At 42.9% G+C, this 21,872-nt stretch carries 21 protein-coding genes; 16 read left to right on the forward strand and 5 right to left on the reverse strand.

Features of this window, described 5'->3' with window-relative positions; all coding sequences use genetic code 11:
• Window position 1 precedes the first annotated feature (1 nt).
• The 5 genes from ACOOE0_RS12720 to ACOOE0_RS12740 are packed head-to-tail and all read left to right on the forward strand — an operon-like array spanning window position 2 to window position 4,094.
• Window positions 2-700: a cytochrome C gene (locus ACOOE0_RS12720; RefSeq protein WP_420399280.1), complete on the forward strand. Its 699-nt coding sequence runs from the start codon at window positions 2-4 to the stop codon at window positions 698-700.
• On the forward strand, window positions 693-1,337 hold the full coding sequence (locus ACOOE0_RS12725) for a cytochrome C (protein ID WP_420399281.1): 645 nt from the start codon (window positions 693-695) through the stop codon (window positions 1,335-1,337). The genes ACOOE0_RS12720 and ACOOE0_RS12725 overlap by 8 nt, the downstream gene beginning before the upstream one ends.
• A gap of 12 nt (window positions 1,338-1,349) precedes the next feature.
• The gene (locus tag ACOOE0_RS12730) at window positions 1,350-2,447 is read left to right on the forward strand and encodes a 4Fe-4S dicluster domain-containing protein (RefSeq protein WP_420399282.1); all 1,098 of its coding nucleotides are present in this window, start codon (window positions 1,350-1,352) and stop codon (window positions 2,445-2,447) included.
• Window positions 2,448-2,466: 19 nt separating this feature from the next.
• Window positions 2,467-3,696, forward strand: a complete 1,230-nt coding sequence (dsrP, locus tag ACOOE0_RS12735; RefSeq protein ID WP_420399283.1) for a sulfate reduction electron transfer complex DsrMKJOP subunit DsrP — start codon at window positions 2,467-2,469, stop codon at window positions 3,694-3,696.
• A gap of 35 nt (window positions 3,697-3,731) precedes the next feature.
• On the forward strand, window positions 3,732-4,094 hold the full coding sequence (locus ACOOE0_RS12740) for a DUF7009 family protein (RefSeq protein ID WP_420399284.1): 363 nt from the start codon (window positions 3,732-3,734) through the stop codon (window positions 4,092-4,094).
• Between the two features lie 11 nt (window positions 4,095-4,105).
• Here ACOOE0_RS12740 and ACOOE0_RS12745 read toward each other — a convergent pair whose 3' ends face one another.
• The 5 genes from ACOOE0_RS12745 to ACOOE0_RS12765 are packed head-to-tail and all read right to left on the reverse strand — an operon-like array spanning window position 4,106 to window position 9,101.
• A complete protein-coding gene (locus ACOOE0_RS12745) occupies window positions 4,106-5,404 on the reverse strand; it encodes a TRAP transporter large permease (protein WP_420399285.1) in 1,299 nt (432 codons plus the stop codon).
• 2 nt (window positions 5,405-5,406) lie between these two features.
• Window positions 5,407-5,865 carry a TRAP transporter small permease gene (locus ACOOE0_RS12750; protein ID WP_420399286.1) on the reverse strand — a complete coding sequence of 153 codons (459 nt, stop codon included), beginning with the start codon at window positions 5,863-5,865 and terminating at the stop codon, window positions 5,407-5,409.
• A gap of 2 nt (window positions 5,866-5,867) precedes the next feature.
• Window positions 5,868-6,818 (reverse strand): TRAP transporter substrate-binding protein, encoded by a 951-nt coding sequence (locus ACOOE0_RS12755; protein WP_420402227.1) that lies wholly within the window; start codon window positions 6,816-6,818, stop codon window positions 5,868-5,870.
• A gap of 55 nt (window positions 6,819-6,873) precedes the next feature.
• Window positions 6,874-8,061 (reverse strand): glycoside hydrolase family 88 protein, encoded by a 1,188-nt coding sequence (locus tag ACOOE0_RS12760; protein ID WP_420399287.1) that lies wholly within the window; start codon window positions 8,059-8,061, stop codon window positions 6,874-6,876.
• Complete coding sequence (locus ACOOE0_RS12765) at window positions 8,058-9,101, reverse strand: LacI family DNA-binding transcriptional regulator (RefSeq protein ID WP_420399288.1); 1,044 nt, start codon at window positions 9,099-9,101, stop codon at window positions 8,058-8,060. The genes ACOOE0_RS12760 and ACOOE0_RS12765 overlap by 4 nt, the downstream gene beginning before the upstream one ends.
• Window positions 9,102-9,212: 111 nt before the next feature.
• Between ACOOE0_RS12765 and kduI the strand changes: the two genes are divergently transcribed.
• The 11 genes from kduI to ACOOE0_RS12820 all read left to right on the forward strand — a co-directional run bounded on the left by kduI (window position 9,213) and on the right by ACOOE0_RS12820 (window position 21,857).
• Window positions 9,213-10,052 carry a 5-dehydro-4-deoxy-D-glucuronate isomerase gene (gene kduI / locus ACOOE0_RS12770; RefSeq protein WP_420399289.1) on the forward strand — a complete coding sequence of 280 codons (840 nt, stop codon included), beginning with the start codon at window positions 9,213-9,215 and terminating at the stop codon, window positions 10,050-10,052.
• Between the two features lie 15 nt (window positions 10,053-10,067).
• Window positions 10,068-11,228 carry a DUF4861 family protein gene (locus ACOOE0_RS12775; protein ID WP_420399290.1) on the forward strand — a complete coding sequence of 387 codons (1,161 nt, stop codon included), beginning with the start codon at window positions 10,068-10,070 and terminating at the stop codon, window positions 11,226-11,228.
• 177 nt (window positions 11,229-11,405) lie between these two features.
• Window positions 11,406-12,965, forward strand: coding sequence for a sulfatase family protein (locus ACOOE0_RS12780; RefSeq protein WP_420399291.1), 1,560 nt, complete (start codon window positions 11,406-11,408; stop codon window positions 12,963-12,965).
• Between the two features lie 301 nt (window positions 12,966-13,266).
• On the forward strand, window positions 13,267-14,748 hold the full coding sequence (locus ACOOE0_RS12785) for a xylulokinase (protein WP_420399292.1): 1,482 nt from the start codon (window positions 13,267-13,269) through the stop codon (window positions 14,746-14,748).
• Window positions 14,749-14,754: 6 nt separating this feature from the next.
• The gene (xylA, locus tag ACOOE0_RS12790) at window positions 14,755-16,080 is read left to right on the forward strand and encodes a xylose isomerase (RefSeq protein ID WP_420399293.1); all 1,326 of its coding nucleotides are present in this window, start codon (window positions 14,755-14,757) and stop codon (window positions 16,078-16,080) included.
• Between the two features lie 12 nt (window positions 16,081-16,092).
• Window positions 16,093-17,709: a sodium:solute symporter gene (locus ACOOE0_RS12795; protein ID WP_420399294.1), complete on the forward strand. Its 1,617-nt coding sequence runs from the start codon at window positions 16,093-16,095 to the stop codon at window positions 17,707-17,709.
• A 72-nt stretch (window positions 17,710-17,781) separates the two neighbouring features.
• A complete protein-coding gene (locus tag ACOOE0_RS12800) occupies window positions 17,782-18,825 on the forward strand; it encodes a LacI family DNA-binding transcriptional regulator (protein ID WP_420399295.1) in 1,044 nt (347 codons plus the stop codon).
• 129 nt (window positions 18,826-18,954) lie between these two features.
• A complete protein-coding gene (locus ACOOE0_RS12805) occupies window positions 18,955-19,476 on the forward strand; it encodes a 5' nucleotidase, NT5C type (protein WP_420399296.1) in 522 nt (173 codons plus the stop codon).
• 8 nt (window positions 19,477-19,484) lie between these two features.
• Complete coding sequence (locus ACOOE0_RS12810; RefSeq protein ID WP_420399297.1) at window positions 19,485-20,213, forward strand: dienelactone hydrolase family protein; 729 nt, start codon at window positions 19,485-19,487, stop codon at window positions 20,211-20,213.
• On the forward strand, window positions 20,210-20,923 hold the full coding sequence (locus ACOOE0_RS12815; RefSeq protein WP_420399298.1) for a M15 family metallopeptidase: 714 nt from the start codon (window positions 20,210-20,212) through the stop codon (window positions 20,921-20,923). Before ACOOE0_RS12810 ends, ACOOE0_RS12815 begins: the two co-directional genes overlap by 4 nt.
• 13 nt (window positions 20,924-20,936) lie before the next feature.
• Window positions 20,937-21,857 (forward strand): alpha/beta hydrolase, encoded by a 921-nt coding sequence (locus tag ACOOE0_RS12820; RefSeq protein ID WP_420399299.1) that lies wholly within the window; start codon window positions 20,937-20,939, stop codon window positions 21,855-21,857.
• Window positions 21,858-21,872 lie beyond the last annotated feature (15 nt).

Below are 21,872 nucleotides of genomic sequence, written 5' to 3' on the forward strand. Positions count from 1 at the left end.
TATGAGAAAAAGACTAGGAATCATATCGTTGTTTGCCTTGTTGTTCATTGGCTTTGTTGTGGTTTGGAACTACAGCTACCAGCAGGGCTTGGAAGGCCCATATATTCCTGTTGAATCCAATGCTACAAGAACGTTGATTCCTTCGGAAAGCGGCGTTTTTAGAGATTCGGACCATGCATTGGATTACGAACAAATGATTATTGATGAAAGCTATCAACGAACATTGGAATCTTATTACAATAATCGGGCTTATCCAGGAGCCCCACCCAGTATTCAGCATCCAGTGCGAAAGGAACGGGATTTAGGAGGAAATGTTTGCTTACAATGTCATCAAAATGGAGGTTTTGTTCAAAAGTTTGATGCCTATGCGCCAATCTCTCCTCATCCTGAAATGATCAACTGCAGGCAATGCCACGTGACCCAGAATACCAAAGGGCTATTTGCAGAGACCACCTTTACCAAGGTATCTCCACCTCAAGTTGGCGTCAACAATGCGCTACTGGGAAGCCCTCCTATGATTCCCCACGCATTGACCATGCGGGAAAATTGTTTGTCATGTCATGCAGGGCCAAGTGCACCGGTAGAAATTCGGGTAACCCATCCGGAACGCATCAATTGTCGTCAATGCCATGTTCCCAATACTGTTGAATATGATCAAGTTGAAGTTTTTTCAAGAAACCTGCAGGAAAGCCATGAATAACAATCGCTATACATATAGTATTGGTTGCCTGATCATGGTCTTGTTCATTTCCATTTCTTGCAAACACAAGGAATCCGAGTACCATAGTCTTACAGAGAAAATTGAAGAAGAAAGTAAAAACTATGAAGGTACACCTATTAGTTCGGAAGTATTACTTGAGGAACTGGAACTGTTAAGAGTTCACGAGCAAGGGCAAACGTTTTTGATCCCAGAACGAAAATCAAAGCTCAAATCATACGCCTGTACAGAATGCCATACCAAACCCTTGGAATCCATGGTTTCACTGCAAAAAGGCAAAAAGGCACATTGGGATGTGAAAGTGTCCCATGCAGATAACACTACCATGAACTGCATTACTTGCCATAGTGAAAGCAACTTGGATGCTCTAACCAGTTTGACGGGTTCAGAAATTGATTTTGATTTAAGTTATAAGCTGTGCAGCCAATGCCATACTGCCCAATTCAAGGATTGGGCCGGTGGAGCCCATGGCAAAAAATTGGCAGGTTGGGCTCCCCCAAGGGCATCCATGACCTGTGTGAATTGCCATAATCCCCATAGCCCGAGTTTTGATACCCGTTGGCCAGCACGATTTAATACGCAGATGGAAAAGGAAAGAAAAGAAGGTTTGTCACATTAACACTATTGAGGTATGAGCGAAAATAACACGAAATGGTTTTCACTAAACCTGTCCAATAGCAAGCCAAAGCAACAAGCTTCAACCTGTGGCTGCGGCAATACTTCTGGCGGTTGTGGGGGGCATCAAAAGGAGATTAAAGGAAATGCTATCGGGGATGAGAGGCATAAAGATGGGTTTGAGCAAGTTTTTGATGTGCAGATGGATCGTAGAAGCGCATTTAAGAAATTGACAGCCAGTTTACTTGTGGGTGCTGGTGCCGTTGCCACTTCTTGCAGTGTTGTAGCCGATGAAGAATCCAAGGAAAAAGCACAAATAGATTGGGAAGAACAATTCAAGGGGAACTACAAGTTAATGACTGATGATGAGAAGAAGGCAACCGTGGACAGATTGGTGCGTTCGTATGAGCTTCGTACCAACAAAACAATCTCCATGACTTCGGAAAATGCCCAAGAAAATGTGCTTTTTGGGTATGCGTTCAATATTTCCAAATGTCAGGGCTATATGGATTGTGTAAGTGCCTGCGTAGAAGAGAACAATCAAGATAGAAATTCCGAGATGCAATATATCCGAATTCATGAAATGAAGGATGGCAAGGGGTTAAAATTTGACGAAGCCGACGATAACTATTACCATGAAGTTCCCGCCGAAGGGCACTTTTATCTGGGCACCCAATGTTTTCACTGTGATAATCCACCCTGTGTTGATGTTTGTCCCGTGCAGGCTACATGGAGGGAAGAAGATGGGCTGGTAGTGGTAGATTATGATTGGTGCGTAGGTTGCCGCTATTGTATGGCTGCTTGTCCCTACGATGGGAGAAGGTTCAATTGGAGCAAACCGGAAGTACCTGAGGAAGAAATCAACAAAAACCAACATTATTTGGGCAATCGCATGCGAAAAAAAGGGGTGATGGAGAAGTGCACCTTCTGTGTGCAACGATCACGAAAGGGCAAAAATCCAGCCTGTGTTGATGCTTGCCCAACAGGTGCAAGGATTTTCGGGAATCTACTAGATCCCAATAGCACTATTAGATGGGTACTGGAGAATAAAAAAGTATTTAGGTTAAAGGAGGATTTGGGGACAGAACCTAAGTTCTGGTACTTTATGGATTGATGGTCAAAGTAAAGACACAATGAGAAGACTCAAAGTTTTTAAAAGTTTACTGATAGATAGCCTGGACGTAATCACCCATGGATCTCGAAAATATCATCTGTGGATGGGTTTTCTAACCTTTGTGATGTTGGTGGGCATGTATTGCTATTCCATACAACTGGATCAAGGTTTGAGTGTGACGGGAATGACCGATAGGGTGAGTTGGGGACTTTATATTTCCAATTTTACTTTTTTGGTGGGTGTAGCCGCAGCGGCGGTGATGCTGGTAATGCCAACCTATGTGCTAAGGGATATCGATTTTAAGCAAGCTGTCCTAATAGGAGAAGGGCTGGCGGTTGCTGCCTTGATTATGTGTTTGGCTTTTGTAGTTGCGGACATGGGCGGTCCTTCGGTATTATGGCACATGATCCCAGGAATAGGTGTTTTCAATTTTCCCAGTTCCATGCTCACCTGGGACGTAATAGTCCTAAACGGATATCTTTTTCTCAATATCAGTATTCCCTATTACATCCTGTTTAGGCATTATCAGGGTAAGGATGCCAATCCAAAAATATATGTTCCAGGGGCATTGATTTCAGTGTTTTGGGCCGTAAGTATTCATTTGGTCACTGCATTTTTGTACCAAGGCTTGCAGGCCAGACCTTTTTGGAACAATGCGCTCTTGGGACCCCGCTTTTTGGCATCCGCTTTTGCGGCAGGACCAGCTCTGATTATTTTAGTATTGGCCATTATCAGAAATTATACTGCTTTTAAGGTTGAGAACAAGACGATTGGAAAATTGGCAATGATTGTGACCGTGGCTGCGCAAATTAACCTTATCATGTTGGTTTCGGAATTGTTCAAGGAATTTTACGCACCAACACACCACAGCGAAAGTGCATATTATCTATTTTTTGGATTGCATGGAAAGAATGCCTTGCTACCTTGGATCTGGACTTCTATTCCTTTGAATGTCCTGGCCACGGTGTTACTTACCTTTGGAAAACTTCGAAATAACTTCAAAGTACTCTATTTTTGTTGCTTTATCTTGTTTGTGGCCATTTGGATTGAAAAAGGTTTTGGCCTGATTGTTCCTGGATTTATCCCAGGACCTTATGGTAAGATTGCTGAATATACACCCACTGGAGTAGAAATTGGAGTTACCATGGGGATTTGGGCGCTTGGAGCGTTCGTGTTTACCATATTGGCCAAAACGGCAATCAAAATTGAAACAGGAAAACTTCGGTACAAAAGGAAAGGTTCCGAATAGGGATGAAAAAATGGTGTAAAATCTTTAAGTAAAGCATGAAAATTAGAATTAAAGGCAATTCGGTTCGATATAGATTGACCAAGACAGAGGTAGAAACCTTTTGTAAGACCGGATATTTTGAGGAACGAACGGCATTCAATACCAAGACTTTGACCTATGCATTGAAAGCGGTGGATGCGGATAACTTGGGAGCCGAATTTAAGGTGGACACCATAACTTTATTGGTGCCTAAAAAATTCAGTGCAAACTGGTTTGAAAACGACAAGGTCGGCTTTGAAAACACGATGCTATTGGACAACAAAAGTGAGCTTTTCCTTCTATTGGAAAAGGATTTTGCGTGTTTGGACAATACTACCGAGGATCAATCCGATAATTACCCCAATCCTAAAGCCTGTTAACCCTAATAGGACTATAGCAGTTCAAACAACTTCGGCAACCAGAGGCTTAATTGTGGGAAATAGGTAATCAGGAACAACGCAATAATCATGGCCACAAAGAGTGGGAGTAAAGGCTTTACCACCTTCTCTATGGTAGTTTTGGCAATACCGACGCCAACAAAGAGCACAGAACCCACTGGAGGGGTGCATAACCCAATGCAAAGATTCAAAATCATGATAATTCCAAAGTGAACTGGATCAATTCCAAGTTTGGTCACTATCGGAAGAAATATGGGAGTGAAAATCAGTACGGCTGGTGTCATATCCATGAAAATCCCAACAAACAGCAACAACAAATTAATGATGATCAAGACCATGATTTTATTGTCGCTTAAGGCCAACAAAGCGGTGCTGATGTCTTGTGGAATATTTTCATAGGACAAAGCCCAGGACATACTCATGGAAGCTCCAATCAGTAGCATTACCACAGCTGTGGTCGCAGAGGAATCCAACAGAATTTGCGGAAGTTTTTTAAAGTTGATTTCTTTATAGATAAAGCCCAGAACAAGACTGTAGAGCACGGCAATTGCTGATGCTTCGGTGGCAGTAAAGATTCCAGAAACAATGCCTCCGATAACAACAATCAACATAAACAAACTGGGCAGCGCTATGAAAAAAGTCTTTACTACTTCTTTTAAGGAACTTCTATTTCCAAGCTTATAACCTTTTCTTTTGGCCCAGATAGAAGCCACGATCATTAAGAAGGCACCGGTCAAAATTCCTGGAATATAACCAGCTAGGAACAGAGCCGCAATGGAAGCACCTCCGCTGGCCAAGGAATACACAATGAGAATGTTACTGGGAGGAATCAGCAGACCTGTGGTTGCCGAGGTAATGTTTACAGCCGCACCAAATTCTTTGGAGTATCCATCCTTTTCCATTTCAGGACCCAGAATACTTCCCATTGCAGAGGCGGATGCCATTGCAGAACCGGCAATGGCTCCCATAAGCATGGCAGAAATGATGTTGATCAAAGCCAAACCTCCAGGAAGTGCTCCCACCAATGTTTTGGCAAAAGCAATCAGCCTATGCGCAATACCTCCTTTGTTCATTAACTCGCCCGATAAAACAAAGAACGGGATGGCCAAAAGCGCAAAGCTGTCAAGTCCCGCACCAATGCGTTGCGATACTGCGGTAAAAGCCGGTAAAGCTGGAATACTCACTAACATGGTCAACAAAGATGAGATGGCAATACTCCAGGCTACCGGTGTGCCCATGCCCAAAAGCACTATAAAACTCAATATCAAGGTTAGAATAGGAATGTAGTCCATGTTTATAATTTTTTAAGATCAAGGAGTTTGTAATAAATAATGAGGATACCGCTTATGGGCAAAATCAAATACACTATAGCCAAAGGCAGTTGCAGCGCAGGGGAGTATTGTTCCAAAACATAGGTAATATATACCAGTCTGGAACCCCCAATAACCAATGCCGCCAAACTGAATAGTATAATCATGATGCCCACGATTTTCTTGAATCGTTTTTGTGCTTTGCCACTCATTTTGGATGGAATAAGGTCAATAGCAACATGACCATTCTTGCCAGAAACATAAGCTGCACCCAAAACACCCAGCCAAATCATTAAATACCGTGCCAGTTCATCGGTAAAGGAACTGGGCGAGCTTAGAATATATCGACTAAAAACTTGCCATAGTACGTTGATAACCATGATTGCCATAATGACAATCAAAGCTTTACCTACTATTAGGTCTATTTTGTTACGTAATCCCATAATTATTTGGTTTCCTGTATTGCTTTAATTAAATCGTAAAATGCTTTATCCTCTTTGTATTTATCCAAATTGGATTTGAGCTTCTCCGCAAAAAGTGTTTTATCTGGTCTAATGATTTCAACCCCTGCTTCCTGAACTGCATCCAATGCCTCTTGTTCGGATATTGCCCAAAGCTTTCTCTGATGCACCACGGAAAGGTCCACGGCCTGTTTTAACCATTGCCGCTCCTGTTCGTTAAGCTTCTTCCAAGTATGTGTGCTGGACAGAACCACATCGGGCAAAACCGTATGTTCGTCCAGAGAGTAGTATTTGCAGACTTCGTAGTGTCGGGATAGATAAAAGCTTGGAGGGTTATTCTCTGCACCATCCACCACACCTTGTTGTAGTGAAGTATACAGTTCGCCCCAAGAAATGGGTGTGGCGGCTCCACCAAGCCCATTCACCATATCCATAGCGGTAACACTCTCCATAACCCTGATTTTAAGTCCATCCAGATCTTCTGGTTTGTGAACAGGTCGGTCTTTGGTATAAAAGCTTCGGGATCCTGCATCATAGTATCCCAATCCTTTTAACCAGTATTTTTCTCCCTCATCCAATAGATGCTGCCCAATAGGTCCATCCAGAACTTGGAAGGAGTGTTCTCGGTCCCTGAAGACAAAGGGAAGACCCAAAACTTTCATTTTTGGTGCAAAGTTTTCCAATACACCAACAGATACTTTGGTCATGTCCAAGGCTCCCAGTTGCAAAAGCTCCAGACATTGTCGTTCTGTACCCAATTGTTGGTTCGGATAAATTTCCAATTGCATTTGACCCTTGGAAATACTATCCAGATCCTTACTCATTTGCACCATAGCTAAATGTACAGAGTGCTTCACATCCAGTCCATGGGCTAATTTTAAGGTACGTATGCCACCAGTTGTATTACAACCTAGAAGTGCGATTACTGCCAACATCGGGAAGATATGGCGTGTGATTTTTTTATGGAATCGAATGAACTGTGTCATGTGGTTAAAATTGTTGTTTATAACGAGTCAAGGCCTCTAAATAATAATAATCCGCATAGTTTAAAGGCACATCTATTTCTGCCCCATGGGGAATACTGCCCACGGAATGGTCAAGAATAAATCCTTTGTTTTCTCCAAGAAAAGCTGTGTAGGTTTCAGAGGCTAGCGATGAAAGTATCTTATCAATGACGGGTCGATAGGAGGTGCTAGTGAAACCGTCCAATTCTATCAAGGCCGATACTACTATGGCCGCAGCTGAAACATCCCGAGGTTCTTCCGGAATGTTGGGAGCGTTGAAATCCCAATAAGGAATTAGGTCCGCAGGAAGGTTTTTATGCTGCAGGTAAAAACTCGTAATGTTCTCGGCAAGTTTTAAATATTCTGGGTTCTGGGTGTAGCGGTAACACAAGGTAAATCCGTACAAACCCCATGCTTGTCCTCGGGCCCAAGAACTTTCATGGGCATACCCTTGAGCGGTTTCCTTGCTTCGGACTTCTCCAGTTTCTGAATCATAATCCACTACATGATAGGAACTATGGTCTGGTCGAAAATGATTTTGAAGCGTGGTATTGGCATGGGTAATGGCGATATTGGCATATTTTGGATTGTCTGTCAGTTTTGAAACCTCGAATAGTAGTTCCAAGTTCATCATATTGTCCACAATCACAGGGAATTTCCATTCCCTTTCTGCTTGCCATCCTTTATCCACATTCCAGCTCTGTATACAGCCCACCTTAGGGTTGAATCTTGTAATCAGTGAGTCCGCAGCTGTCACCATCACTTCTTTAAAGGCTGGGTTTTGGGTAATCCTGTACCCGTTCCCGTAGGAACAGTTGAAGATGAAGCCTAGATCGTGATTATCAATGTTGTATTTGTGGGATTCGTAGGGAGCTTGAAACTTTTCTGCGGCCTTTCTCCATTTTTCATCACCTGTATGCTCATATAGATACCAGCAGCTCCCAGGAAAAAATCCTTCCGTCCAATCAAACCCCTTATTGATCCAAATGATTTCCCTTTGAGCATTTAAAGTTCTGGGAATGTCGTTGGCTTTTTCGGCCGCTTGAAGTAGATGGTTCAATTGTGTTTCGGCCTTTCCTAACAATTGTTCAGCATTTGGAACTGTCTCCTTTTTGGTGCAAAAAAACAGCACCAGACATAGCAGGAATATTGTTATAAGTTTGAAATACTTCATGTCTTTGGGAGTATGATTGGCTTTTTTTGGGTAGAACCCCGTTGAATCAAAGTAGGTTCCAGAATTATGGTCTCAGGGTCAAGCAGATTGGGTTTTGCATGGATTTGCTTGATCAGCAGTTCCGTGGCCAATCTCCCCATTTTTTTACCCGATTGATCCACTGTGGTCAAAGACGGATCAATTACTGAGGAAGTTGGGCCATTACTAAAACCCACGATGGCTATTTCGTCTGGGATTTTGACCTTTTTTCCTTTTAGGAACTGCATGGCTCCTACCGCAGCTACATCATTGGCAGAAAAAATACCATCTACTTGGGGTAGCGTCTCCAATATTTTTTGGGCTGCATTTGCCCCATCTTCTTCCATCAAATTGGAATCGATGACCAAATCGGGTTGAAATGGAAGACCATTTTTCTCCAACGCTTCCTTGTATCCATTGAATCGGTTTTGATAGAGTTTTAAATCCCTGGGCCCGGCAAGATGCGCAATATTGCTGCATCCCTGTGTAATAAGATGGTCTGTGGCATCAAAACTGCCCTGATAATCGTTTAATAGCACATTGTTGTTTCCAGGGATGTCGCAATGCCTATCAAAGAAGACCGTCGGAATACCGTTCTTTCGAGCCAATTCCATATGCTCATAGTCCAGCGTTTCCATGGAAATGGATACAATCATACCATCCACTCTGTTGGCGACCAGGGTTTGCACCAGATTGGTTTCCCGTTCCAATTTTTCCAAGGATTGGCACATGATTACGTTGTAGCCATTTTCAAAGGCAGTTTCTTCAATACCTTCAATGGCCGAGGAGAAGAAAAACCTGGAAATTCTGGGAATGATAACCCCTATGGTATTGGTTTTGTTCTTGCGAAGATTGGAAGCCAAAACATTCCGTTGATAGCCCATTTCTTCCGCCTTGGCCCAGATGCGTTGCTTGGTCTTTGCGGTGACCCTGGGACTGTTGTTGAGGGCACGGGATACCGTGGAACTATCAATCTTGAGCGCAGCAGCTATATCGTGTATGGTAACATTGTTGGCATGCATAAGGGTTGTGTAATCAACACTGAGGTCTAAATATATGAAAATAATACAATCGATTGTATTTTATTTTTTTACATAACTTTGTTTCATTGATTTCAATGAAAATATAACAACATGAACACCCAGTATGAAAGTCGATACGCCTCCAATCCAGAGACTGTAAAGCAATATGACACCACCGATCTCAGATCAGAATTTCTTGTGGACAATCTGATGCAAAAAGATAGGATTGTCATAACGTATTCCCACTACGATCGCTACATTGTGGGTTCTGCGGTTCCTGGGAAAAGTTTAAAATTGGAACCCATAGAGCCATTAAAGGCGGATTATTTTTTGGAACGCAGGGAATTGGGAATCATGAATGTAGGAGGGGCCGGAACCGTTGAAGTGGATGGGGTTCCTTACCAGTTGGGCCATAAAGATGCGCTTTACATAGGGCAAGGAAATAAGCAAATTGTGTTTAAGAGCGATGAGCCTGAGCAACCATCTATGTTTTATTTCAATTCCGCACCAGCGCATACTTCATATCCAACTAAAATGGTCAGCGTGCAAGAGGCCAATGCATTGGAACTGGGAAGCATGGAAACCGCCAACCACAGAATAGTACATCAGATGATCATAGGAGGGGTGGTGGATACATGTCAATTGCAAATGGGAATGACCACTTTGAAATCAGGAAGTGTTTGGAATACAATGCCCGCCCATGTGCATGATAGGCGTATGGAAATCTATTTTTACTTGGATGTTCCAGCGGAACAAGCCGTATGTCATTTTATGGGCCAGCCGGAAGAAACAAGACATATCTGGGTGCATAATCATCAAGCGGTGATATCTCCACCTTGGTCCATACATTGCGGCTCGGGGACTTCAAACTACTCTTTTATTTGGGGTATGGCTGGGGAAAATCTGGACTATTCCGATATGGATGTGGCTCCGATTACCGAACTTCGCTAAATCAATCCGTTGACCATGAATAGAATTCTAATTACCCTTTTAAGTGTCGCTTTTCTAAATGCTTGCGCCCCCAAAGATTCTGGTTTCACCTTTATCGTTGAAAATGAATTGGATATGGATAGAGCATTTGAGACTGTTGAACTTACTGGCGCCTTTTTAGGGGTTGACAATCTGAATAACTACGGCGTCCAGGATTTTGAAACGAAAGAAATTTTGGTAACCCAGGGAGTTGATACGGATAAAGATCAGTATGCCGATGTGCTTTTGTTCCAACCAAGGATAGAGGCAAATTCCAAGAGAAAATTTGAGTTAATTGAAATCCATCATTCAAAAAGACCCAAGTCCAAATTGGTATGTTTTTCACGTTTTGTTCCTGAACGGATGGACGATTATGCTTGGGAAAACGACAAGGTGGCTTTCCGGGTTTTTGGCCCAAAGGCACAGAAAATGGCAGAAGAGAATCAAGAGGGAGGTACGCTATCCAGCGGAGTGGATGCTTGGTTAAAAAGGGTGGAACGTCCCATCATCAACAAATGGTACCGCAAAGAATTGAACACAGAAGGAAGTTATCATGAGGATGATGGTGAGGGTTTGGATAATTTTCATGTAGGGACAAGCCGAGGCGTAGGAGGATTGGCTGTAAAAAGGGACAGTACATATCATTTTTCCAAGAATTTCAGCAAATGGAAACACATTGCATCTGGATCTATTAGAACTAGTTTTTATTTGGAGTACGAGGATTGGGATGCCAAGGGTGTTTTAATCAAGGAATCCAAGATTATTAGCTTGGATAAGGGAAGCAACCTATCAAAATACGAGGTAAGTCTTGAGGGAGCGGAATACATTGCTGCTGGGATTACCTTACATGAAAAAGACGGAGTAGTCAATGGAAACAAAGCGCAGGGCTGGCTAAGCTATTGGCAACCCCATGGTGATTCTGAGTTGGGTACGGCGATTGTAGCACCTACTTCTGTTTTCAAGGATATGGAATCGTACGAAACAGACCAAACGGATTTGAGCAACGCCTATGCGCATCTACAAATGGAAAATGGCAAAGTAATCTACTATGCTGGTTTTGGATGGAAAAAAAGTGGTCAGTTTGAATCCCAAAAAGAATGGGAGGACTATTTGTCCCAATTTGCCCTAAAACTTTCCAAGCCGTTGAAAGTTCAATAATCAATTGACAACTACGTCCTTTGAATTGCTAAACAGTTTTCAATGTATTTATAACAAATAAATGGCTCAAGGTGATTGATTCCTATGCCTATGATGAAGTATATTGTTTGCTCAAATTGAAATCGAAATATTTCAGTTAAAAAGAGCAAAGCCAGAAATCCAATTAAACAACCATCCATGAACTCCATTAAACCAATCTCATCATTTGCTTTATGCACCATGCTACTCCTAGCTTTTAACAGCTGTAAACAGGAAAAGCAAGCACCAAAAGAGAAAACTGCGCAGAAACCCAACATCATTGTTATTTACTTGGATGATTTAGGATATGGAGACGTAGGATTTAACGGGTCTACCGAATTGCAAACGCCCAATATGGACAAGCTGGCTTCTGGAGGTTTAGTGTTTACCAATGGATATGCCTCCTCGGCGACTTGTACACCAAGCAGATATGCGCTGCTAACTGGGGTCTACCCCTGGCGCGAGAAGAACGCGAAAATTTTGCCCGGCACCGCTCCCTTGATTATAGGAACTGAGCAGATGACCTTGCCCAAGATGCTTAAGGGGGCTGGATACCATACCGGAATAGTTGGGAAATGGCACTTAGGTTTGGGAAGTGGACAGGTGGATTGGAACACTACAGTATCGCCTGGACCCAATGAGGTTGGCTTTGACCACTCCTATATAATGGCGGCAACCCAGGACCGGGTTCCAACCGTTTATATTGAAAATGGTACCGTGGAAGGACTTGAGCCTGATGATCCCATCGAAATTAATTATGCAGAGAATTTTGAAGGGGAACCCACTGGATTGGACAATCCGGAAGAGCTAAAAATGAGATGGCATCACGGTCATAACAATAGTGTGGTCAACGGAATCCCTAGAATTGGGTTCATGAAAGGGGGTAAAAAGGCGCAGTGGCGCGATGAGGATATGGCCGATGTATTTTTAAAAGAAGCTCAAGATTATATCAAAGCACAGAAGGATACTCCCTTTTTCCTGTACTATGCGCTACAGCAGCCCCATGTGCCAAGAACCCCACATGAACGTTTTATAGGGAAAACAGGACTGGGACCTAGAGGTGATGTCATTTTTGAAGCGGATTGGTGCATAGGGGAATTGGTAAAGACGCTGGAAACTGAGGGAATATTGGAAAACACCATGATAGTTTTTACCAGCGACAATGGACCTGTACTCAACGATGGCTATTATGATGATGCGGTAGAAAAAAATGGGACCCATACTCCTTGGGGACCCTTTAGAGGAGGGAAGTATAGCTTGTTCGAGGCGGGTACGCACGTGCCATTTTTCACCTATTGGAAAGGAACCATTAAGCCGGGAACCTCAAGTGCGTTGGTCTGCCAAATGGATTTGCTCTCTTCTTTGGCCACACTTGTGGGTAGTGATGTTGAACTTGAAGATAGTGAGAATTTATTGGCTGCATTTTTGGGAGAGAGCTCACAAGGTAGAGAGGAGCTGGTCATTGAAGCTTCAACCCGAACTGCCCTCCGCAAAGGAGATTGGGTAATGATTCCGCCCTATGGAGGACAAAAAGTGAGCCCCAATGTACAAATAGAATTGGGCAACTCGGATGCATTCCAACTCTACAACTTAAAAGAGGATATTGGGGAAACCCAAAATTTGGCAGAATCCAATCCGGATAAACTTCAAGAATTGATTGCGGTATTCGAAAGGATTAGGGGAGAAAACATGAATATTGAGCCGCTGGAACTCAAATAGGATTTGTTTCCAGGGCTCTTTAAAATCCTGCTTCCATCTGATTGAGAGTAATTGCTATTTTCCTGAAAATGAGGAATCCATTTCCGTTTTTCTTTGTGTTTCACGAAAATTTACGAAAAGGTTTTCGAAAAAGTTTCGTAAAAATTACATCGTTATAATTATCTCATAATCAATGATGTAAGAGTATTATTCCATTTAGAATAAAGCTTGACTTGTATTCAAATGGAACCATTTTCCATAAAAACACCACCATTTACCCATGGCAATTTCTACATTTGGTTAAACCCAAGCCACTTGTTACATGTATTACTTAGGAATTGATTTAGGAAGTTCTTCCATCAAAGTTGCTTTAGTGGATAGCTCCAAAGGAAAGAGCGTTGGGGTGGTTCAGCAACCCGAAGAAGAGATGTCCATGCATGCCGCCCAAAAGGGATGGGCAGAACAAAAACCAGAGGACTGGTGGTTTCATGTGTGTGAGGGCATTCGTCGAATAAAGAAAAACCACAATGTTTCCAAAAAGGAGATAATAGGTATCGGCATATCCTATCAGATGCATGGTTTGGTAGTGCTGGATAAGCAAGGTATTCCGCTTCGTAAATCCATTATATGGTGCGATAGTAGAGCCGTTGAAATTGGCAACCAAACCTATGAAGCCATTGGAATGGAAAAGTGTGATACGCATCTGTTGAATTCCCCAGCAAATTTTACCGCTTCCAAATTGCGATGGGTCCAAGACAACGAGAAGGACATCTATGATAACATAGATAAGTTCATGTTGCCAGGAGATTATTTGGCCTATCGGTTTTCCAACAAGATAAATACAACAATTTCTGGATTGTCCGAAGGTATTTTTTGGGATTTCAAACAAGATGAAATTTCACAGGACATTTTGGATTACCATAACTTCTCCCATGCCCTTGTCCCAGAAATAGTGGAAACTTTTGGTGTTCAAAGCAAAGTATCAGCAAAAGGAGCTGAGGAAAGCGGGCTATTGGAAGGAACTCCTATCATGTACAGGGCAGGAGATCAGCCCAACAATGCCCTGTCATTAAATGTGTTTCACCCAGGGGAAGTAGCGGCAACTGGAGGAACTTCGGGTGTGGTATACGCGGTAACCGATAATCTTTCTGTAAAGGAAAGCTCAAGGGTGAACAACTTTGCCCATGTGAATTACATCAAAGGTGAAGTCCAGAATATAGGCAAGCTTCTTTGCATCAATGGAGCTGGAATCCAATACCGATGGTTGCTCAACAACTTGGCAGTTTCGTCCTATGAGGAAATGAACAATTTGGCAGCGGGAGTGGAAATAGGTTCAGATGGACTTTGTATTGTTCCCTTTGGCAATGGGGCCGAACGCATGCTGATGAACCAAGATGTGGGAACCCGCATCCTAAACTTGGATCTCAACCGTCACACCAAAGCACATATGTGCCGGGCTGCCCTGGAAGGGATTGCCTTTTCCTTTGTGTATGGAATGGAAATAATGAAATCTGATGGTATTGATCCCAAGGTAATCAAGGCGGGGAACGACAATCTTTTCCGTTCGGATATCTTTTCAAATACCATTGCAACATTAATTCAACAAGAAATAGAAATATACAATACCACAGGGGCCATTGGAGCGGCCAGGGCCTGTGCGATTGCAGAACAAGGTTATGACGGTTTTTCGGCCTTTATGCGAAACGATCACGTAATGACCTACATGCCCTTCGAGGATAGAGAAGCGTATCAAACAGCATATCATAACTGGAAAAAAGAATTGGAACTAATCATTAAAAAATAAGATAAAATGGCACTTATAGGAGACAAAGAATACTTTAAAGGAATTGGCGAGATCAAGTATGAAGGCAAGGAATCGGACAACCCCTTGGCTTTTAAATTTTATAATCCTGAGCAAGTAGTTGCCGGTAAAACCATGCGGGACCACTTCAAGTTCGCAATGGCGTATTGGCATACCCTCTGTGGAACGGGCGGAGATCCATTTGGTCCAGGTACCAAACAGTTTCCATGGGCTACAAGTTCTGACGCAGTGCAAGCTGCAAAGGAAAAAGCAGATGCCGCATTTGAGTTTATAACCAAAATGGGCTTTGATTACTACTGCTTCCACGATTTTGATTTGGTGGATGAGGCTTCGACTTTGGCCGAATCAGAAAAAAGGATCCAAGCAATTGTGGAATACTTGAAGCAAAAGCAGGACGCCTCGGGTGCCAAGCTTTTGTGGGGAACCTCCAACTGTTTTTCCAATCCAAGATATATGAACGGGGCAGCCTCCAATCCCGATTTTGATGTGGTGGCCAGGGCAGGTGCCCAAGTAAAGATTGCCTTGGATGCTACCATGGCGTTGGATGGTGAAAACTATGTGTTCTGGGGAGGCAGGGAAGGTTATATGTCCTTGTTGAACACCAACATGAAGTTGGAACAGGACAACATAGGTAGATTCTTGAATATGGCCAAGGATTATGCACGAAGCCAAGGGTTCAAAGGAACATTTTTCATTGAGCCAAAGCCTATGGAACCTACCAAACATCAATACGATTTTGATGCCGCTACCTCCATCAACACCATACGGGAATATGGCCTGGAGAACGATTTTAAATTGAACATTGAGGTGAACCATGCTACTTTGGCACAGCATACCTTCCAACATGAGTTACAAGTGTCGGCCAATGCCGGAATGTTGGGTAGTATTGATGCCAATCGTGGTGATTATCAAAACGGATGGGACACCGACCAATTTCCGAACAACGTTTTGGAAACCACAGAGGCCATGTTGGTCTTCCTAAAATCTGGTGGACTGCAAGGAGGAGGAATCAACTTTGATGCCAAGACCCGAAGAAACTCCACGGATCTGGAAGACATCTTCCTAGCGCATATTGGTGGTGCGGACACCTTTGCCAGAGCTTTATTGTTAGCCGATGAGGTATTGCAAAAGTCTCCTTACGAATCCTTGTTGGATAAGCGCTACAGCTCGTTCCAATCGGGCAAGGGTGCAGATTATGTGGCTGGAAAACTTTCCTTGAGCGATTTATATGATTATGCAGGAGCCAATGGTGAACCTGAACAAATCAGCGGCAAGCAGGAATTATATGAGAACATTTTAAACCAATACAGCTAAAAAACCAACCATATGGAATCAATATTGGAAACAGCGGACTGGTGGGTCCTTGGAGGATACCTGGTGGCCTTGATTGCAGTGGCCGTTTGGGTCGTACTTCAAAAGAACAAAAACACTGAGGATTACTTTTTGGCCGGTAGAAATGTGGGCTGGTTTGTAATCGGAGCCTCAATTTTTGCTTCTAATATTGGTTCTGAACATGTTGTGGGTTTGGCGGGAACAGGAGCTGAGTCCGGGATGCCCATGGCACACTACGAGCTGCATGCATGGATTGTGTTGTTATTGGGTTGGCTTTTCCTTCCATTCTATTTTAGAAGCAGGGCCTTTACCATGCCTGAATTCCTCGAAAAGCGATTTGATAGCCGTTCCCGTTGGTTTTTATCGGTATTCTCCTTGGTGGGATACGTGATTACCAAGGTGTCGGTGACTATTTATGCCGGGGGAATCGTGGTTTCCGAATTATTGGGAATCCCCTTTTGGTACGGAGCCATTGGCATTGTAATTTTTACGGGAGCTTATACCATTATTGGTGGAATGAAGGCCGTAATCTATACGGAAACGCTCCAAACGGTAATTTTGATTGCAGGTTCCTTGATCATCACATATTTGGGGCTTCAACAAGTTGGAGGATGGGAGCAATTGCGAGAGGCAGCGGGTAGTGAACATTTCAATATGTGGCGACCCATATCTGATCCTGATTTTCCATGGACAGGGATGCTGATTGGAGGAACCATTGTTGGGGTATGGTATTGGTGTACGGATCAATACATTGTTCAGCGTACCCTGGCGGCCAACAATATTAAGATTGGTCGAAGGGGAGCCATCTTTGGCGCCTATTTGAAGCTACTTCCCATTTTCATATTCCTAATCCCTGGTATTATAGCTTTTGCATTGGCTCAACAGGGCGTATTGACCTATGAAAAAAGTGATGAGGTGTTTCCAGTACTGGTCAAAACTTTGTTGCCCGTAGGTTTAAAAGGTTTGGTAGCGGGAGGTCTTATGGCGGCTTTGATGAGCTCACTGGCATCCGTGTTTAACTCTTGCTCTACCATATTCACTATAGATATCTATAAAAAGCTGAAACCCTTGACCGAGGAGAAAAAGCTGCTTCGTATTGGAAAAATAGCCACATCCATTGTTGTGATATTGGGTATCATTTGGATTCCCATTATGGACAAAATAGGCGGAGGTGTTCTATATCAGTACCTCCAGAGTGTTCAGTCGTACATCGCTCCACCCATAACCGCGGTTTTTCTATTGGGAATTATTTGGAAAAGGGTGAATTCGCAAGCGGCCATTGTTACCCTGTTCAGTGGGTTGGTCATAGCGGCCTTGCGTATAATGGCTGAAATATATCAAGCTGACTTATCTGGAGCTTTGCTCACCTTTGCTACCATAAACTTTGCCCATATGGCCATTTTTATGTTCATTTTTTCCGTGGTGGTATGCATTGCTGTCAGCCTCGGTACCAATCCGCCTAATTATGTAACCATTAGTGGACTATCATTAGGGACTTTAACTGAGGAAGACAGAAGACTGAACAAGGAAAGTATTTCCACCATTGACATCGTACTTTCGGTACTTTTACTCGTTGTGGTGATAAGCGTTTTGTCCTATTTTGTGGGCTAGATGATGTAGCCCTTGCTTGTTGGGGATTAATTTGATTTTCGAGGATACGGTTTATCATTTTGGAATGAACCTATGAAAAAAATAACCTTAAAAGATATTGCAGCCCACTTTGGGGTTTCCGTTTCCACGGTTTCCAAGGCCATTAATGATAGCCATGAAATAAGCAACGACCTTAAACAAAGAATCCAGGAATTTGCCAAGGAACACCATTACAGGCCCAACCATGTAGCATTGAGTCTTTTAAAAAAGAGCACCAAGACAATCGGGGTCATTGTTCCCAATATTTTGAACTATTTTTTCACCCAGGTCTTTTATGGGATTGAGCAAACAGCCAATGCCCGTGGGTACGGCATCATCAGTTGTATTTCGGATGAATCTTATTTAAAGGAATGTCAGACCGTGGATTTACTAAGTTCGGGAACGGCTGATGGTATTATTATGTCACTTTCTGAAGAAACACAGGCAAAAGGTAATGTGGAACATCTTCAAGACCTCATTGAAAATCAAATACCCATGGTCATGTTCGATAGGGTTTCAGATGATTTGGATTGTGATAAGATCGTAGTTGATGATTTTGAAGCAGGGTACAAGACAACCCAACATTTACTGAGGACGGGGTGCCAAAAAATAGCCATTGTCTCTTCCATCTATAATTCCAGTGTTGGAAAGTTGCGAGTGGAAGGCTATAAAAAGGCACTTCAGGAAAATGGAAAGGACTTCGATGAAAAACGCATAGTAAAAGTGGGAAGGAACGATGATTTGGAGCTTCTCATTTCCCTGCTTATTGCCGATACAGAAATTGATGGCATCATAGCTTTGGACGAAATGACCGCGGTGGACACCTTGAATATTCTTAAAATGAAAGGTGTGGACGTGCCCGATCAAATATCCATTGTTGGGTTTACCAATGGACGTTTGTCCAAATACGTTTCCCCTGCCCTTAGTATGGTGAGTCAACATGGAAAATACATTGGTGAATTGGCCGCAAACATTCTGATTGACAGAATTGAATACGAGGGAGAAATGCCTTTTACTACCAAGCTTGTGAAGACTACGCTTATTGAGCGGGAATCTACCAAAAAACTGGGAGCCAAGTCCAATATTCGGTTAGGATAGACCATCCGTAATCATAAATTGATCTAATCCTGAACTTCAAGATGAGCTCGGGTTAAATAATCATTATAAAACCCAAGTCTATTGGTAAGCTGCCCATTTTTTATTTCCTTCGGGACTAATTTAATCGAGATGACGCTTTTTGTTGATATGGATGAGGTGTTGGCCGACACCTATTTGGCCCATTTGGAATTGTACGAACAGGATTATGGAATCAAACTAACCCCCGAAGATTATCAAGGCAAGGAGGCATGGGAGAGTGTTCCAAAGGAGCATTCTGCATACATGAAAGGCCATGCCTGGGAAAAGGGCTTTTTCAGGAATTTGAAGCTTATCGAGGGAAGCCAGGAAGTCATGTCCGAACTGGATAAAAAATACGAGCTCTATATAGCTTCCGCAGCCATGCAATTTCCTGAATCCTTAAAAGAGAAGTCGGATTGGTTGGATGAGTTCTTCCCCTTTATCCCATGGCAGCGTAGAATATTGTGCGGACACAAGTACATCCTAAAGGGAGACATTCTCATTGATGATAGGGCTTATAATTTGGAGAACTTCGAGGGACGTTCCATTATGTTTAGTTCTCCCCACAATATAAATACAAATGGCTTTGAAAGAGCGAACAATTGGGAGGAAATCGCAGCCAAACTTTTGTAACTTGGGGTATGCAAATCCTTAGACCTTGGTGCAAGCTTTTTGTGTTGTGCAGTTTCTTTCTACTTCAAGCCTGTTCCGCGCAGACACAGATTATTGAGGATAGCGTTGAAACGGTCACTCGGGAAAACCTTAGATACTATCTGTACTATCCCCACGATTATGAAACCGATGGTGATCAAAGTTTCGGTTTGTTGCTGTTTTTGCATGGGGGAGGAGAAGCCGGAGGCGATTTGGAGGAAATCAAGGAAAATGGTCCTCCCAAACTTTTGGTTGAGGGCAAACAATTTCCTTTTTTGGTCTTGGCTCCCCAAAATCCACATAAAAAGAAATGGTGGAACGCTGAGGCTGTAAAACAACTTTTGGATTCTGTGGTGACCACAAATAATGTAGATATAAATAGAATTTATCTAACGGGTTTAAGCCGGGGTGGAAGTGCAGCCTGGGAATTAGCTACCCAACATCCCAACACTTTTGCAGCCATGGCTGTGGTCTGTGGAATGACCCCATTGCCCTACGCGCATTGGATAGATAAGAACATGCCTATTTGGGTCTTCCATGGCGAGGATGACAAGGTGATATCCGTAGAAGAATCGGATAAAATGGTGGAAAAGCTGCGGAAAATGAATTACAAAGTGAGGTATACCCGATATAGGAATGTTGGACATAATTCATGGGAACGGGCCTATACCACCGATTCCTTATATACTTGGTTTGCCAATCAAAAACGAATAAGATGAAAAAGCTTTTGCTCATAGTGATAGTTTTGATCGCTGCATGTAAAGAGGTCAAAGAAAAACCAAATGAAGCTAACACCTCTCAGGAACAAACAGTGCAACAAGAAACAAAGGACACTATAGTTGAGGCTCCAAAACGTGTTTTTAAATCTTTTGAGGGGTTGGCGGATACCACTTTTGTACGATTGGCCGATTTTAGTGATGATTTCGCATATGATATGAGGTACGCCACGGAAAACAACTTTTTAAAGGCCAAGGTGTATGACTGTGCGGAATGTTACACTAGGGTTAAAACAGCCAAAGCCTTGATCGAAGTAAACAAGGATTTCTTAAGTAAGGGGTTTAGAATCAAATTTTTTGATTGCTACCGACCCAATAGTGTTCAGTTTAAGATGTGGAAAATAGTGCCCAATCCGCAATATGTTGCCGATCCGGTGAAAGGATCCATCCATAATAAAGGAGGTGCCGTGGATATCACCTTGGTAGATATGGAGGGGAAAGAATTGGATATGGGAACGGATTTCGATTTCTTCGGTAAACGTGCCTATCACGATAATATGGATTTGCCCCAAAACATCTTGGACAATAGGAAATTGTTGAAGGAGACTATGGAGGCCCATGGTTTTTGGTCCATCCGAACAGAGTGGTGGCACTATAACTTATCTGCCGGTTCCAATGATAAGATAGCAGATTTTAAATGGGATTGTGATTAAAACCAAAAAGAATATGAAACGATACTACCTATTTCTTGTTTTCATGCTACTGTTTATGCATGGCCTATTTGGGCAAGATACAATTATGAATCTGTGGCCTAAAAGCGTACCCAATCAGATAGACATAGGAGAAAGGGAAGTGGATACTTTGGAAAATATTCGCTGGGTGCGCAACGTACAACAACCATCCATAGAGGTATATCTTCCAAGTCTTCCAAACAATACAGGGAAAGCCATTTTGTTATTTCCGGGTGGAGGCTATCAAGGATTGGCGTACAACTGGGAGGGAGTGGATTTTGCCAAAGCTTTCAATGCCCAGGGAATAGCGGGCATTGTGGTAAGATATCGTTTGCCCAATTCCAAATCCATAGTTAAAAACAGGCATGAAGTGCCCTTGCAAGATGCTCAAAGGGCTATTAGGTTGGTACGGAAGATGGCACCAAAATGGAACCTTGATCCCAACAAGATTGGAATCATGGGCTTTTCAGCTGGCGGCCATTTGGCCTCAACCTTGGGCGTTCACTATGATGACAATGTCTATGAAAAACAGGATGAGGCGGACGATCTTGGGGCTAGACCCAATTTTATGGCATTGATCTATCCTGTGATCACTTTGGACAATAAGATAACCCATCGAGGGTCTAGGGAAGCCCTGTTAGGAGACCAAGGGTCAGATGAGCTTATAAAGCGTTTTTCCAACGAGCTGCATGTGAACGCCGATACTCCACCAACATTTTTATTGCATGCCACGGACGATGAAGCTGTAGTGGTTGAAAACAGTCTTAGGTTTTATAGCTCCCTAAAGAACCATAAGGTGCCGGCAATAATGCATATTTATCCTTCAGGTGGACATGGATTTGCACTGGGACTGAACCATACTTTATTGAACGGTTGGCTCAATGGATTTATTAAATGGATGTCGTCCATGGATTAGGTATCTGCTTTTCGC

This window comes from Flagellimonas sp. (genome assembly GCF_965215805.1).
Lineage (GTDB): Bacteria > Bacteroidota > Bacteroidia > Flavobacteriales > Flavobacteriaceae > Flagellimonas.